The sequence below is a fragment of the Bacillus sp. TH30 genome (assembly GCF_016650875.1).
Lineage (GTDB): Bacteria > Bacillota > Bacilli > Bacillales > Bacillaceae_G > Bacillus_A > Bacillus_A mycoides.
Genome location: NZ_JAEKEY010000002.1, coordinates 2807005 through 2822700 on the forward strand (window position 1 = coordinate 2807005; position 15696 = coordinate 2822700).

The 15696-nt window shown below is 38.3% G+C and carries 13 protein-coding genes; 6 read left to right on the top strand and 7 right to left on the bottom strand.

Annotated elements, in window-relative coordinates:
• Positions 1-40 precede the first annotated feature (40 nt).
• The gene (gene thiC, locus JFU20_RS16450; RefSeq protein WP_201038753.1) at positions 41-1801 is read left to right on the top strand and encodes a phosphomethylpyrimidine synthase ThiC; all 1761 of its coding nucleotides are present in this window, start codon (positions 41-43) and stop codon (positions 1799-1801) included.
• Positions 1802-2052: 251 nt separating this feature from the next.
• On the opposite strand, the gene JFU20_RS16455 is transcribed toward thiC, so the two are convergent.
• The 3 genes from JFU20_RS16455 to cydA all read right to left on the bottom strand — a co-directional run bounded on the left by JFU20_RS16455 (position 2053) and on the right by cydA (position 6004).
• Complete coding sequence (locus tag JFU20_RS16455; RefSeq protein ID WP_002016177.1) at positions 2053-3411, bottom strand: arsenic transporter; 1359 nt, start codon at positions 3409-3411, stop codon at positions 2053-2055.
• Between the two features lie 219 nt (positions 3412-3630).
• Complete coding sequence (locus JFU20_RS16460) at positions 3631-4656, bottom strand: cytochrome d ubiquinol oxidase subunit II (protein ID WP_002089640.1); 1026 nt, start codon at positions 4654-4656, stop codon at positions 3631-3633.
• A complete protein-coding gene (cydA, locus tag JFU20_RS16465; RefSeq protein ID WP_002016174.1) occupies positions 4649-6004 on the bottom strand; it encodes a cytochrome ubiquinol oxidase subunit I in 1356 nt (451 codons plus the stop codon). Before cydA ends, JFU20_RS16460 begins: the two co-directional genes overlap by 8 nt.
• 252 nt (positions 6005-6256) lie before the next feature.
• Between cydA and JFU20_RS16470 the strand changes: the two genes are divergently transcribed.
• Positions 6257-6406, top strand: coding sequence for a hypothetical protein (locus tag JFU20_RS16470; RefSeq protein WP_002016173.1), 150 nt, complete (start codon positions 6257-6259; stop codon positions 6404-6406).
• A gap of 89 nt (positions 6407-6495) precedes the next feature.
• The gene (locus JFU20_RS16475) at positions 6496-7581 is read left to right on the top strand and encodes a hypothetical protein (RefSeq protein ID WP_033716003.1); all 1086 of its coding nucleotides are present in this window, start codon (positions 6496-6498) and stop codon (positions 7579-7581) included.
• 67 nt (positions 7582-7648) lie between these two features.
• Here JFU20_RS16475 and JFU20_RS16480 read toward each other — a convergent pair whose 3' ends face one another.
• The gene (locus JFU20_RS16480) at positions 7649-8533 is read right to left on the bottom strand and encodes a LysR family transcriptional regulator (protein ID WP_002016170.1); all 885 of its coding nucleotides are present in this window, start codon (positions 8531-8533) and stop codon (positions 7649-7651) included.
• A gap of 135 nt (positions 8534-8668) precedes the next feature.
• Between JFU20_RS16480 and JFU20_RS16485 the strand changes: the two genes are divergently transcribed.
• Entirely contained in the window at positions 8669-10669 is a 2001-nt protein-coding gene (locus JFU20_RS16485) for a YhgE/Pip domain-containing protein (protein ID WP_201038754.1), read from the top strand.
• A gap of 57 nt (positions 10670-10726) precedes the next feature.
• Here JFU20_RS16485 and JFU20_RS16490 read toward each other — a convergent pair whose 3' ends face one another.
• The 3 genes from JFU20_RS16490 to JFU20_RS16500 form a co-directional block, all read right to left on the bottom strand.
• Positions 10727-11107, bottom strand: coding sequence for a VOC family protein (locus JFU20_RS16490; protein ID WP_000609851.1), 381 nt, complete (start codon positions 11105-11107; stop codon positions 10727-10729).
• A gap of 195 nt (positions 11108-11302) precedes the next feature.
• Positions 11303-12460, bottom strand: a complete 1158-nt coding sequence (locus JFU20_RS16495) for an acyltransferase (RefSeq protein ID WP_201038755.1) — start codon at positions 12458-12460, stop codon at positions 11303-11305.
• A 167-nt stretch (positions 12461-12627) separates the two neighbouring features.
• Positions 12628-13845, bottom strand: a complete 1218-nt coding sequence (locus JFU20_RS16500; RefSeq protein WP_002016167.1) for a dicarboxylate/amino acid:cation symporter — start codon at positions 13843-13845, stop codon at positions 12628-12630.
• 224 nt (positions 13846-14069) lie between these two features.
• Between JFU20_RS16500 and JFU20_RS16505 the strand changes: the two genes are divergently transcribed.
• The gene (locus JFU20_RS16505; protein ID WP_002016166.1) at positions 14070-14372 is read left to right on the top strand and encodes a PTS sugar transporter subunit IIB; all 303 of its coding nucleotides are present in this window, start codon (positions 14070-14072) and stop codon (positions 14370-14372) included.
• Between the two features lie 14 nt (positions 14373-14386).
• Positions 14387-15688 carry a PTS cellobiose transporter subunit IIC gene (celB, locus tag JFU20_RS16510; protein WP_201038756.1) on the top strand — a complete coding sequence of 434 codons (1302 nt, stop codon included), beginning with the start codon at positions 14387-14389 and terminating at the stop codon, positions 15686-15688.
• Positions 15689-15696 lie beyond the last annotated feature (8 nt).

A 15696-nucleotide genomic window follows, 5' to 3' on the forward strand; every position in this document is an offset into this window, starting at 1 on the left:
ATATCTCGTCCTTGTCACGAACAGGGGGGCAACAAAGGTTATGAAACAGTCTGTTTCAGCTGAGCAAATTGAATTGAAATCGAGTTTACCAGGAAGTAAGAAAGTGTATGTGGATGGAACACGTGAAGGTATGAAAGTACCAATGCGCGAGATTGAACAAAGCGATACGAACGGTGTTCAAAATCCGCCAATCCATGTGTATGATACGAGTGGACCTTATACAGATCCAGAGTATAAAGTGGAGCTGGAAAAAGGGATTCCAACGCCGCGCCACTCTTGGACCTTGGGGCGTGGTGATGTGGAAGCTTATGAAGGACGCGAAATTAAACCTGAGGATGACGGTGTGAAAGTGGCTTCAAAACATACACCTGTTTTCCCGCAAATGGATCGTAAGCCGCTTAGAGCGAAGCAAGGTGCAAATGTTTCGCAAATGCATTATGCGCGTAATGGCATTATTACGTCTGAGATGGAATATGTTGCGATTCGTGAAGGGGTAGAGCCTGAATTTGTTCGTAAGGAGATTGCAGAAGGTCGTGCGATTTTGCCGGCGAACATTAACCATCCTGAAGCGGAACCGATGATAATTGGACGTAATTTTCACGTGAAGGTAAATGCAAATATCGGAAACTCTGCTGTATCGTCTTCTATTGCAGAAGAAGTAGAGAAGATGACGTGGGCGACTCGCTGGGGTGCAGATACGATTATGGATTTATCTACAGGTAAAAACATTCATACAACACGTGAGTGGATTATTCGTAATGCTCCGGTACCAGTTGGAACTGTGCCAATTTATCAAGCGCTTGAAAAAGTAAACGGAATTGCAGAAGATTTAACGTGGGAAGTATATCGTGATACGTTAATTGAGCAGGCGGAGCAAGGCGTTGATTACTTCACGATTCACGCTGGTGTATTACTTCGTTACATTCCAATTACTGCAAAGCGTATGACAGGTATTGTTTCGCGCGGTGGTTCGATTATGGCGCAGTGGTGTTTATTCCATCATAAAGAAAACTTCCTATATACTCACTTTGAAGAGATTTGTGAAATTATGAAGCAGTACGATGTTTCGTTTTCTCTTGGAGATGGATTACGTCCAGGTTCTATTGCAGATGCAAATGACGAAGCGCAGTTTTCTGAGCTTGAGACACTTGGTGAATTAACAAAAATCGCTTGGAAACATGATGTGCAAGTTATGATTGAAGGACCTGGGCATGTACCGATGCATTTAATTAAAGAAAATATGGAGAAAGAACTTGATATTTGTCAGGGTGCGCCGTTCTATACACTTGGGCCGTTAACGACAGATATTGCACCAGGTTATGATCATATTACTTCAGCGATTGGTGCTGCGATGATCGGCTGGTTTGGAACGGCGATGCTTTGTTATGTAACCCCGAAAGAACATTTAGGTTTACCGAACAAAGATGATGTTCGCGAAGGGGTTATTACGTACAAAATCGCTGCGCATGCAGCCGATCTTGCGAAAGGGCATAAAACGGCTCATCAGCGTGATGATGCACTTTCAAAAGCACGATTTGAATTCCGTTGGCGCGACCAATTTAATTTATCTTTAGATCCTGAACGCGCGATGGAGTACCATGATGAAACGTTGCCAGCAGAAGGGGCGAAAACAGCGCATTTCTGTTCAATGTGTGGCCCAAAGTTTTGTAGTATGAGAATTTCACATGATATTCGTGAATATGCGAAAGAAAATGACTTAGAAACGACAGAAGCAATTGAAAAAGGAATGAAAGAGAAAGCGGTAGAATTCAAAGAAACTGGTAGTCACTTATATCAATAACACGTTACACCTCTTTACTTGATTGATCACATTGTACCTAACTTAAATATAGAAGAAGCCCCCTTTGCTAAGACGGTAGCAAAGGGGGCTTCTGTCGTCTATCCCGCTATTTGTGGGCAGTAAAACTCCCACCTCAACATTCGGCTGGAGCAAGGAAGTTAGGTGGGAGATAAACTGCCCGTAAACGCCCGATTGGTGCGGGCTAATAATCAGTGGGGGATGAACAATCCCCCACTGATTAAAGTTTCACTTTATAAGGCGAAGAATAATTGTACCCAGTAGTATAAGAGGAATAATGTGACGACTGTTGTGAGTGGGATTACGATGAGAGATACGCTTAAATAATCTTTCCATTTCACTTTAATTTTGTTTTGTCTTAAGATATACATCCAAATGAGGGAAGCTAGTGTACCGATTGGTAATAATAGTGAACCGATGTCACTACCGATGATATTTGCGAGGTAGATCGTTTTTAATGTGACTGGATCTAGTCCCATTTCTGTTAATGTGATTGTACCAATCATAAGTGCAGGGTGGTTATTGAAGACGTTAGAGAGGAGGGAAACGAGTCCGCCCATTGCAAAGCTGGCATAGAGTAGATGCTGACTTACAACTGGTTCGAGCCAATGGACAAGCGCCGCTGTTAATCCTGCGTTATGAAGCCCGTAAATAATTACGTACATAGAGAAGGCGAAAATTAAAATGTGCCACGGTGTCTTTTTCAAAATATCGACTGGGTTTGTTCGTAAGTAGTACCATCTCCAGATGAGAAGAACGAGTGAACCGAGTACGGCAACAATTTCGATTGGAATCGATAAGAAGGATGCAACGAATAGAAGACAGCGCATAAGGAAGACGAAGCCTAATACTTTTAACATGAATTTCGTACGTTTTTGTTTCGTATTAACAGAATTTTGTCCTTTTAACGGATGGAAGTTTTTCGTGAAGAAAATTTCTTCAATATCATATGAAGAAACAGGTAATCTTTCTGGTAGCTTTTTCTTTAAAACTGTATACATAAGCCATGACATAAACAGTAGTCCTAGTGTTGCAGGTACAAACATCATAGCAGTATGCATATAAAGAGTCATATGGACGATGTTTAATGCGATTAAGTTTACGATATTACTTACACCGATTGGTGCACTAGATGCAGTGGCAATTAGAGCGCCACTTAATAAATAAGGGATTTGTTGATGAGGTTTTAATTGAAGATTTTTCAGAAGAAGGATTAAAATTGGAGTTGTAATTAAAATACTACCGTCATTATTAAATAAAAGAGTCATAAGAAAACATAGTAATTGAATGTACCAGTATAGGCGGTGTCCGGAACCTTTCGCTAAATTTGCGAGTTTTGCTGCGGACCAGTGGAAGAAGCCGAAGCTTTCTAATATAACTGCCATAACGATGGTCGCTAATATCGTTATGGAGGCGCCTCCAATTTTACTTATAATGTCTATGACGTCTGGTTTTGATACAAGTCCAGTAATGAGGATAATGCCGGCGCCGACTGCTGCCGGCCACGCCTCATTTAAACCGCGAGGTCGCCAAAAGATAACAATCATCGTTAAGAAGAATACAATAATAGTAATCCATATTTCAATGCTCATATTTAACCTACCTTTCTATTTTCCCTTGAACAAATGTAGCTTGTCTCAAGTTTATATAGCATTATATTCAAAAGAAAATAAGAAGAACTAGGCATCTACCTTAATCTAGTGAATATGTGTATTTTGAGCAATAAGGCAAGTATAAGGAGTAGTGTAATAACTATTAGGAGAGGAGTCTAATAAATTAGGGGCATTCTATGTGTGAATGCCCCTAATTTACTATTTTTCCTTTAAAAATGTTCGATCTTTTAAGAATAAATTCCAGAAGAAAATAAATCCTGGTAGTAAAATTGCAATCCCGATTGCGTAAAGAATAAGAAGTGCATAGAATGTTTCGACCGTCGTAAAGCTTGTAAATACAGTTACGTCCGGGTAAATGATATAAGGTAAATGGGCGACGCCGTAAGCGTAGCTTGCAAATGCATATTGAGCGACGACAGCTAAAACTGCAATGCGAGGAAAGCCTAGTGTGCCATATTTCTTATTTGTCCACCAAAGGGAAGAGTATCCGATAACAAATAAAATGATAGAGACTGTAAACCATGGGAATTGCTTTATTAGTCCTTGCATAAGCCAGTGTGTTTCAGGGTCCATTACAACGAGAGCGATAATAGCAGTCACGAGCGTTGCAGGACCAAGTATGATGGCATTTCTTCTATAAATTCGGTACGTATCTTCAGAACCTTGTTCCCTAGCAAAATCAGCAAGAAAGAGAGATGATAGAAATAGTTCCGAAGTTAGTCCGAAGAGCATATAACAATAAATAACGGGACTAGAAAGAAGTTTTCCGTAAAGGAGTACTTCTTTTCCTTCAGACATCGTAATATAGGCACCTTCTGTAACTGGCAGAACGGTAATTAATAGAGCAGGGATTAAGAGCCCGGTAATACCTGAAATAATCCGAAGAAGGTGTTGGTATTTTGGCAGGGAGTAAGCAAATACCATAAATGTACTACGAATCGCAACGAGTACTAAAATTAACATAACTGGTACAAACATAACGGTTGCAAGGGTAAAGGCCGCTTTTGGGAAGAAACCGAGAAAAGCAACGACGACAAAGACAAGAAACGTATTTGTTACTTCCCAAGTTGGTGATAAGTACCGATTAGCAAGCTTGGCAGCAAGCGTCGGGTGTTTAGCGTATACCATGCCCCAAAAACCAGCTCCAAAATCAATAGACCCTAGTATGCTATATACGAAAATAAGAGCCCATAAGATGATGATTGCAATGCTTTCCTCATGCACGAGAATCGCCTCCTTCGTGATGTAAATCATTCTTTAACGGATGTTTCTTAAAGAATGTCCGTAGTACAAAGACTGTTAAAATACCGAGTCCGATATATAAAATGATGAATAAAACAAATAAAGGACCGACGAAATCAGCGCGCGTAGAAGCATCTACCGTGCGTTGCATGCCATAAATTGTCCATGGCTGACGACCACTACAACTAAAAATCCATCCGAATTCAATACCGAGCAACATAACGGGTCCACAGGCGGCAGCTCCCCAAAGAAGCCACTTCGGTAACTCTACTCCTTTTTTTCGGTAAACAAAGTACCAATATAAGAGGGCAATAGCTGCAACTGCAAAGGTAAAGGCAGCAGTGCCGACCATTAAGTTGAATAGTGTATGTGTGTAAAATGGTGGCCACGTTTCTTGCGGGAATTCATTTAGCCCTTTTACAACGGTGTTAGGGTCTAGTCCCACTAATAAGCTAAGCATGTTCGGAATTTCAAGGGCATAGTTTAGTTCAAGTGTGTTAGGGTCCACAACCCCGCCAATCGATAAAGGCGCGTGTGATGTCGTTTCAAACAAAGCTTCAGCAGATGCTAGTTTTTCAGGTGAATGTTTATGTAAGGCAATAGCAGATTCGTGTCCTGAAAGCCACATCGTAGCACCTGTGATAAATGTAACGACAAGCCCTAACAGTAATCCTTTTTTATGGTAAGCAATTTCACGAGCACTTAAATTTTTCTTTAATAATTTAAATCCAGCGATAGAAGCAATAACAGCTGCTCCAGTTGTATAGGCCGTAATAACGACGTGGAATGCACTTGTGCCAAAGCTCGGATTAAAGAAAGCTTTCCACGGATCAACGTTAAAAACTGAGCCATCTGGATTCATTGAAAAGCCCGCAGGTGTATTCATCCATGTGTTTGCCGATGTAATAAGCACGGCAGATGCAGTGGCGCCAATCATAACGAAAAATAGCGAGATTAATCTCATAACTGGAGGTAGTTTATCAGCCGCATATACGTAAATAGACATGAATAAAGCCTCTAAAAAGAAGGCGAAAATCTCAATTTGAAACGGAACGGAAATAACTTGCCCAACAATTTTGGCGAAACCAGGCCAAAGAAGTGAAATTTGTACACCAACAATTGTTCCAGTTGGAATTGCTACACCGAGAAGGATAGCAAAAGCCTTTGTCCATCTTTTTGCCATAATGGCATAGTCGGAATCTTTCTTCCAGTGATAGAGTATTTCACTTATAAAAATCATTAAAGAAAGCCCGACTCCAAGCGTTGCAAAGATAATGTGGAATGCTAATGAAGAACCAAAAAATGCCCTTGCTAATGTTACGGTATCCATATGTATACTCCTCTTCTTTTTGCCATTATTTTCTGATTGAATTGGAAAATTTATTCAAAAAACTACCAAAAACATATATGTATTTAAAAAATGAGTACGGTAATGCGATATTTAAATATTCTAAAAAGAAAGAAATTGATATTTGGTAATATTTTATTTGTTTTTTAGGGCTGAATCTTTTATAATCTTTTATGCGAACGTAAGTTCTGTTTCTGGGATGAAGAAGTTTATGTGAAATGGAGAGGGTGTTTTATGTATCCTGAAGTCATTAAAAAGATGGCATTTTCAAGAGAGCATAGAGATTTATTATTAAAGTTGTATAATAAAGAAATTACGCGTCGTGAATATGATCGACTTGTGGAATCGCTATATAGACCTTCTAAAGAGGCTTGCGAAGGATAAGGTGAGAGAGACAATCTAAAGGATTGTCTTTTTTATATTTGCGTATGTTCTGGTAAAATTAAGGTTAGCCTTAAAAGGAGGTGAAAAGCTTGCGAAAACGTTTATATATAGGGATTGGGGTTATTCTCTTAATCGCTTTAGGTGGAGTTGTATTTTGGTCAGCTTTACAAGGAAATCGTACCGAGCATTTTATTTTACGACATATGGTGAATGAAAATGGAACACTTGCAACGTATCGCTTAGAGGATACAAAGGCAGGTAAGGGTGAAGCGAAGGGTCGTGAAGCTTTATCAGAATCTGCAGGGTTATGGCTACAATATACACTTGATAAAGATGATCAAGCTTTATTTGATGAACAAGTGAAGGTTATTCAAAATAACTTTGTACACAAGGATCGCATCGTTATATGGAAAATCTCTGAAAAGGGAGAAATGCAGTCAGCTACTAATGCACTTATCGATGATCTTCGTATTATAGAACAATTATATCGTGCTTATGAAATGTACAAGGAAGATCGCTATAAAAACCTTGCAGATCAATTGAGTGATTCTGTACTTCGTTATAATAAAAAAGATAATTATTACGTTGATTATTACGATGCAGATACAGGAAAACAAAATAACTTTGCAACAACATCTTACATAAATCCGCATGCATTCTCTTATATGAAAAAGTATGGAAAAATTTCTGCACAGCAGTATCAGGAAGTTGTTCAGTTTTTAGCGGATTATCCAAGGCAGGGCTGGGCATTCCCGAAAGAGTATAAAGATGATGGGACATTTACGTACGATAAAGAAGTGAATCTTATTGATCAATCATACGTTGCTTATCATCGTAGTTTAGGCGGTCTTTCATCAGACGCTTATTTGGAATTTATAAAGAAGAAATTTCGCGAAGACGAAAAGTTATATGGTCGTTATAACTTAGAAACGGGAAAACAAGCTGTGAACTATGAATCACCAGCATCTTACGGATTAACAATTTTGTACGTACTACAAACAGGTGATACAAAGTTTGCGAAGGAATTGTATGAGCGGATGAATACATTCCGAAATGATAATGTATTTAGTAGATATTATGGTGGATATGTAACAGGTGAGAATAATAATACACATATTTTCGATAACGTATTGCCGCTTTTAGCGGAAATGGAATTGGATAAGAGTAAAAAATAGAAGGTGCCACCCTATGGGGATGGTACCTTTTATTTGTGTCCTTACTTGTTTGTAAAGCGATATAATTTTATGCCCTAATATTGGAGAAGTAATCAATCACGAATTCACGAAATTGCTGGGCGGTGTTTGATAAATAGCGCTTCTTCGACCAACTTAAGCCGATAGTTCGTTCGCAATTAGGTTCAATAATACGTAACTTATTTGATGCTAAAGTAGAGTTTTTTAATAAAGTTAAACTTGGGACAAAGGCGATGCCAAGACCTTGCTTAATGAGATCGCTAATCACGGTTGGTTCATCTACTTCAAAAGCGATATGTGGAGTGAAACCAGCTTTTTTACAAAATTCATCTGTTAAGTGCCGAAATCCGTAACCAGTGTTCATACTAATAAACGATTCGTCTTTTACTTCATGCAAATAGATACTTTCGCGGTTTGATAACCGATGTCCTGAAGGAACAGCTAAGAAAATTTCTTCTGTGATAAGTGGTTCCCAAACCATTTCATCGCCTTCAATTGGTACAGAGGAGATACAAAAATCAATTTCCATATTATCTAGTTGCCGCTTCATAGAAGGAGTAGATGCGAGAAATTGTTGGAATCGAACGTTAGGATGTTCTAGTAAAAAAGAACCGAGTAGCTCGGGTAATATTCTTGGAATAGAAACTGCAAGTGTAATAGAGCCTTGTTGTAATTCAGCTAAATCTTTAATTTCGCGTTCCCCTTCACTTAATTCATGAAAAATGCGTTCTACTCGTTTTAAAAATACTTTGCCGAAAGAGTTTAATGTAATCTGTCGACCTTGGCGATCAAATAAGGGGACGCCTAAGTCCTTTTCTAGTCTAGCGATTGTTTTACTGAGTGAAGGCTGCGCGATATGCAATTCTTCAGCTGCTTTTGTCATATGTTCTAGTCGTGCGACTGTCTGAAAGTATTTTAATTGAAGAAGTTCCACTTCGAATCTCCTTTCTATAGACCAAAAGGAATGAATTGATAATTAAAGATGTATTATACAGTATGGAAAGTGACGTGTATAGTAAATCTGTTAAACCATTCGAAGGGTGTTAAATTAGGAGAAGGAGTATGTTTCATGAAGGGAATTCAACTTATATTTAAAGATTGGAAGGCGATGTGGAACCATAAACATGGACGTATCGCTTTAATTTTTTTATTAATCGTTCCTTTAATTTATTCAGGATTCTTCTTAGCTGGATATTGGGATCCGTACGGAAAATTAGATAAATTACCTGTTGCAGTTGTTAATTTAGATAAGGGTGCTGTGATGGATGAAAAAACAATCCAGGCTGGAGACGATTTTGTTAAAAATTTAAAAGAGAATAAGGAATTGGCGTTTCATTTCGTATCAGAAAAAGATGCTGATGAAGGGCTAAAAGAAGATAAGTATTATATGGTGGTTACGATTCCGGAGGAGTTCTCTAAAAAGGTAAGTACACTAATGGATGAGAAACCAGAGCCGGCACAATTGCAGTATAAAGTAAATCCAGGTAAAAACTTTGTAGCAGCTCAAATTGGAACGACAGCTGTTGAAAATATGAAAACAAAAATCTCAAATAGTATTACGAAATCTTATACAGAAGGTGTCTTTTCAAAGTTTCAAGATTTGGCACAAGGGTTGAGTGATGCAAGTAATGGCGCTGAGAAGTTACATGAAGGAACGACGGATGCAAAAAATGGGGCAAATCAGCTTGCAGATGGTATTCATCGTTTAAGTGACGGGACATCAAAAGTGAAAGAGGGAAGTGAAAAACTTGCTTCTAGCCAATCTGCCTTAAGTGTCGGTGCAAATGAGCTTAGTCAAGGAGCGACATCACTTCATAATGGTATGGAGCTGCTAGCACAGGGTAAGAAGTCTTTACAATCAGGAGTTAGTGAATTAAGTGCTGGTACAAATGAATGGGTGAACGGAAGTGAGAAACTTGCTGAAGGGCAAGTGAAAGCGGACAATGCAGCAAATAGTGTAAAACAACAATTAGAAGAGTACGTGAAAAGTCATCCAGAAGTGCAGCAAGATCCTGCTTTTCAAAAGATCATTGCTACTTCTAACGGATTAGCTAAAGCAACAAACACTTTAAATAATAGCCAACAACAATTGACACAAGGTGCGCGGAAGCTTACTGATGGTCAGCATAAGATTGAGGAAGGCATGAATACATTCGGAGTTAAGTTAAACGAAGCTACCGCTGGAACGAAAAAGATAGCAGATGGTACTTCGAATTTAGCTGATGGATTTACGAAGTGGGGAAATGGATTTACATCATTACAAGAAGGTGTAAATCACCTTGCGAGTGGCGGAACAGAGCTGAATCATGGTGCTGATAAGTTAACGAACGGACTTGTTAAACTTGACAATGGTACGAAAGAACTTTCTACGAAATTGGGAGAGGGCGCAGAGAAGATAGCGGATGTTCGCAATGATGATGCACGCAATACGATGTTCTCAGAGCCGGTTCAATTAGTGAAGTCGACAGTTTCTGATGTGCCTAACTACGGTTCAGGTATTGCACCATACTTTTTATCACTGGCATTTTATGTTGGTGGAATTATGGCATCGAATATTTTACCTCTTGGCCGTAGACAAAATATGAAGGTAAGCGGAACAGTACATTTTATTAATAAACTAGGATTGGTATATTTAATTGGACTTATTCAAGCATTACTTGTGGATGTGGTAGTGTTAGGAGTTATGAAATTAGAAGTTGCAAGTGTATCACTCTTTGTTTTATCAAGTATTGTTATTTCCTTTACGTTCATGACATTTATTCTTATGTTAGTAACGGTATTTGGTCTTGTTGGGAAGTTCGCAGCGGTAACGCTTCTCGTTCTTCAATTAGCGACGAGCGGAGGTACTTTCCCAGGAGAGTTAAATATAGCTGTGCTTAGCAAAATTGGACAGTTTCTCCCAATGTCTCATTCTCTTAGAGGATTACAAGATGTTATCTCTTTAGGAGATTGGTCGCAATTACGAATGCAGATTTTAATTTTATTATGCTATCTCGTTGTTGCTGGTGGAATCACATGGGTTACGAGTCATATACAGCATAAGGAAACGAATGCAGAGCAAGTTTCATAATATAAAGAAGCTATCCGGATAAAAGGTTTTATTACGACCTTTTCGGATAGCTTTTTCTTATTTCTTTTCCATTACCGCAAAGTAATTATTTTCATTATCAGCAAAGTTGAATGCTCTACCTGTAGGTAAATCTACAACTTGTCCAACTGTAACATTTTTCTCAGAAAGATCTTTATACAGTTGATCTAAGTTATTAGAGAAGAACATAAGTGAAGGGGTATTTAAGTTTAATTCAGGTTGCATCTTCGCAATTAACGCCTTATCGTGAAGGACGATGCTTGTTCCAGCTTCTTTTGCCGGCGCAATTTCAATCCAGCGAAATCCTTGACCGTTATTTTCTTCCGCAACGATTTGGAATCCTACTGTTTCTGTCCAAAATTGTACTGATTCATCTTGGTTATTTACATATAACATAATTTGCCCAATTTGATTAATCATAGGTGTGTCCTACTTTCTTTTCTTATATGAAATACTATCCCGCATTAACGGGCAGTAAGACCCCTACCTCAAAATTCAGCAAAAGAAAAGAAGTTAGGTGGGGATCGGGCTGCCCGTAAATGCCCGATTGGTGAGGGCTGATAATCAGTGGGGGATGAAGAACCCCTCCACTGATTAAAGTTTCACTTTATTATATCAAATATATGGTTTAAATACTTTTTCATGATTTTTCCGAATGGCAATCTTCGCCCATTTCATATTTGTCGTAGGGGAAGGCCCTGTAATCCACGTATGAAATGGTAGTATGCTGCCAATGACCATTGCTGAAATAGAGATTGTGGTCGTTAATATAAATAATAATAGGCTATATAATATTGTGTTTTCTTGCAATGCGAATAAGGAAAGAAATTTTGTACATAGTTGCAAGAAGAAAAAATGAGCTAAATAAGCGCCATACGTGTAATTCCCGATAAAACGTAAAGCTTTATATAAGAAACCACGTCGCTGTACAATTGTAATAGATAACACGTACAGTATCATAATTTCACAAACAATATATAAAAACATGGACGGTTTTAAATAAGTAGAAACCGTTAAATGAATAGAATTGGCGCCGTAAAAACTAAATAACTCATAATTGATGAATAAAAATAAGATGAAAAATATTATTGTTATAAGCGGAATATGTTTCATGACAAATATACGCCAAGTTTTTAATGCTACAGCAGCTATTCCTCCCATGACGAAATAGAATGAGTAGAAGAAGAAGGAACGATCTGTATAATGTAAAATAGTTGAACTAGTCAGTTTCTCTCCATTAAAAATGTAGTGAGAAGAGTACCACATTAAGAAGAAATATAGACAAGCGAAAATGGTCATATATTTATATATGTCTTTTTTATTTTCTGTTCGTTTTTGAAACCAATAAAATAGTGTGCATAGTAACGGGAACAATAAGTGAATTTGGAACATCATAATAACGTACCAAAGATGAGGTGCAGCTGTTCCGAGTAATAAACTTTTTATTCCGCCTTGTAGTGTAATGACATCGTTTGTTGTTAATAAGTAAAGAATAGACCAGAAGAAATAAGGAATGAGTAAATGTGCGGCTTTTTCATAAATATATTCTCTGTAAACGAGTTGCTTCGTATATAGCCGAATTAAATGGAAGCCGACGATAAATATGAATGCAGGTGCTGAAAATTTTGCAAGATTAAATAGCATGCCCATAATGAGGGATTGCTCGAGTAAGACATTTCCTTGATTCATTGTATATAATAAGGAACTTTGCAAAACGACAGCAAGAAATGCAATGCTTTGCAAAACTTTGAATTCTGGTGCGCTTTGAGTCATTGTATCCATCTCCTTTTCCATACATGATTATAGTACGGAGAATGGATAATGGATGTGGAATATTTGTGAAGATTATAACAAAATTGTGGCGGGATGGGATTATATCGACGTTTCGACAAATAACAACAAAAAAGAGGATGCTCCACCGAGTATCCTCTTTCTATATATTAAGCAAATTTATTTTTGATCCAGTTTTTACCTTCTACAAGGCGAGCTGTCATTACGGCACAAGCGTTATCTCCTGTTACGTTTAACACTGTTGCAGGAGGATCGATGATTGTACTAATTGCTGCGATAATTGGCAATGCTTCTGGTGGGAATCCGTATAGAGAAACGATTAACATTTCACCAATCATACCTCCGCCCGGAATAGCACCCATTACTGTTCCTACTAATAGAGAAACAACAAGTGCAATTGCTAATGTTTTCGGTCCTTCGAATTCCATGTTGAAAATACCGAATAAGAAAGCAATTTTTAATACCCCGCCTAAAACAGATCCGTCTTTATGAAGTGTAGATCCAAGAAGGACAACTGTTTCACGAACGTCAGAAGAAATACCCATTTTCTTCGTTGCTTCTAAGTTCGCTGGAATACTTGCGGCACTACTACAAGTTGCAAGTGATGTAACTGTAGGAGAGACCATGTTCTTCCAAAATACTTGTACACCTTGTTTGCGACCTGCAAGGTACGCATAGAATGTAAAGAATACAAAGAAGTAAATAAGAGAAGCTGGATAGTATACCATTGCTGCTCGGAAGTAAGTTCCAAGAAGTTGTGGTCCGAATTCACCAACTAATGCTGCGAAGTAGGCAGCTAGTCCGATTGGAGCGTAGTACATAATGAAAGATACGACTTTCATTGAAATTTCTGCACCAGCTTGTAGGAATGTAGCGAATGGTTTCCCTTTTTCACCAACTGCTGAAGTTGCAACCCCCATTAAGATAGAGAAGAAAATAAGAGCTAGCATGTTCTCGCGAGATAGTAACTTTGAAAAGTCTGATACTGTTATGATACCAACAATTTGATCAGCAACACTAACTGCTTTTTCAGCTTTATCAGGCTGCGTTAGTTCTAATACAACACCTTGTGCTGGCGGGAATACTTTCACGATAATAATCATAAAAATAGCAGCTAAAATACTTGTAAATAAGAAAGTTCCAGCCATACTAGACATAATTTTACCGAAACGTTTTAATCCATCCATATTAGCAATAGATGACGCGATGCTAAAGAACACTAACGGTACAACAATCGTAAACATTAAGTTTAAGAAAATGTCACCAAGCGGCTTTAAAGCAACTGCATCGGCACCCATGAAATAACCAATGAAACCACCAATTAGGATAGAAGATAATAAAATAAGCGGAAAGCGATATGCCTTCATAAATATATCCTCCTATCGATTATAAAAAATCATACTGAATCATTATAGCGAGTTAGAGACTTCTTTACTAGGAAAATACGGATAGATGGAATAGCGTGAAAACCGAGAAATTTTTGTTTTTAAGCTCGGCATACAGTTAGAAATCTAGACATATATATTTGTAACCTAGTGGTGGCAAGGGCTACACCATAACTTAGGTTTGGAAAAAGGGGGAGGGGAGCGAGATGAATATTTTACTTTGCTGTGCAGCGGGAATGTCTTCCAGTTTGATTGTTACAAAAATGGAGAAAGCAGCAGAGGCAAGAGGGATACAGGTAAAGATTTGGGCAGTATCAGGTTCAGAAGTGCGAAATCATATTGATACTGCAGATGTACTTTTACTTGGACCGCAAGTACGTTATTTATTACCGAAAATGAAAGAATTATGTAAGGACAAGGGAATACCTGTTGATGTCATTCAATCTGTCCATTACGGGCTTTGTAATGGAGAAGCTATCTTGCAAGCAGCTTTGTTAATGAAACCATGAGGAGTGTGGGATAGATGATAGGGTTTTTAGAGAAATATGTGATGCCAGTGGCAGGGAAGGTTGCAGAACAGAGACATTTGCAAGCGATTCGTGATGGAATTGTTTTAACGATGCCTTTCTTGATTATTGGATCATTTTTCCTTATTATTAGTGCATTACCAATACCAGGATATAATGATTTTATGGCAGGTTTATTTGGTGAGAATTGGCAGAGGGCTTTAGGGTATCCAGTTAGTGCAACTTTTAATATAATGGCTTTAATAGCTGTTTTTGGAATCGCTTACAGACTTGGAGAATATTATAAAGTGGACGCTTTAGCATCCGGAGCATTGTCGCTTGTGACGTTTTTACTTGCAACTCCATTTCAAGTTGCATATATTATACCAGGCACGAAGGAAAGTGTGATTGTAGATGGAGCAATCCCAGCGGCGCTAATGGGAAGCCAAGGTTTATTTGTAGCGATGATTATTGCAATTATATCTACTGAACTTTATCGGTTTATTGTACAAAAAAAGATGATTATAAAGATGCCGGAGACAGTTCCACCAGCTGTGACACGTTCATTTGCGGCACTTGTTCCAGGTTTTATTGTTGTAACGGTTATTTGGATTTTGCGCTTAATTATAGAAAATACTTCTTTTGGCAGTATCCATAATATTGTGGGGCGAATTTTACAGGAACCACTTAGTGTACTTGGTGCTAGTCTTTGGGGCGCAATAATAGCAGTTATTCTCGTTCATGTTCTTTGGTCGTGTGGAATTCATGGTGCTACTATTGTTGGTGGTGTAATGAGCCCCGTTTGGTTGTCGTTAATGGATCAAAACCGAGTTGCTTTCCAAGCAGGGCAAGATGTACCGAATACGATTACTGCACAGTTCTTTGATTTATGGATTTATATGGGCGGTTCTGGTGCAACACTCGCTTTAGTTGTAGGAATGTTACTATTTGCGCGAAGTCAGCAATTAAAAAGTTTAGGGCGATTATCGATTGCACCAGGTATTTTTAATATTAATGAAATGGTGACTTTCGGTATGCCGATAGTAATGAACCCGCTTTTACTTATTCCATTTATACTTGTACCAGTTGTGTTAACGGTTGTTTCTTACTTTGCAATGGAATGGGGATGGGTCGCACGTCCGAGCGGAGCGGCTGTACCTTGGACGACACCTATTCTTTTTAGTGGATATTTAGGATCAGGCGGGAAAATTTCAGGAGTTGTTTTACAACTTGTTAACTTTGCACTTGCATTCTTTATTTACTTACCGTTCTTAAAAATATGGGATAAACAAAAAGTAGCGGAAGAAAAGGGGGAGTAAAGAACTAA

Bases quoted from the DNA above. Each gene is read 5' to 3' on its own strand.
- JFU20_RS16495 (WP_201038755.1), bottom strand. From the start codon at position 12,460: ATGACTCAAAGCGCACCAGAATTCAAAGTTTTGCAAAGCATTGCATTT.
- thiC (WP_201038753.1), top strand. From the start codon at position 41: ATGAAACAGTCTGTTTCAGCTGAGCAAATTGAATTGAAATCGAGTTTA.
- JFU20_RS16500 (WP_002016167.1), bottom strand. From the start codon at position 13,845: ATGAAGGCATATCGCTTTCCGCTTATTTTATTATCTTCTATCCTAATT.
- celB (WP_201038756.1), top strand. From the start codon at position 14,387: ATGATAGGGTTTTTAGAGAAATATGTGATGCCAGTGGCAGGGAAGGTT.
- cydA (WP_002016174.1), bottom strand. From the start codon at position 6,004: ATGGATACCGTAACATTAGCAAGGGCATTTTTTGGTTCTTCATTAGCA.
- JFU20_RS16490 (WP_000609851.1), bottom strand. From the start codon at position 11,107: ATGATTAATCAAATTGGGCAAATTATGTTATATGTAAATAACCAAGAT.
- JFU20_RS16455 (WP_002016177.1), bottom strand. From the start codon at position 3,411: ATGAGCATTGAAATATGGATTACTATTATTGTATTCTTCTTAACGATG.
- JFU20_RS16485 (WP_201038754.1), top strand. From the start codon at position 8,669: ATGAAGGGAATTCAACTTATATTTAAAGATTGGAAGGCGATGTGGAAC.
- JFU20_RS16505 (WP_002016166.1), top strand. From the start codon at position 14,070: ATGAATATTTTACTTTGCTGTGCAGCGGGAATGTCTTCCAGTTTGATT.
- JFU20_RS16470 (WP_002016173.1), top strand. From the start codon at position 6,257: ATGTATCCTGAAGTCATTAAAAAGATGGCATTTTCAAGAGAGCATAGA.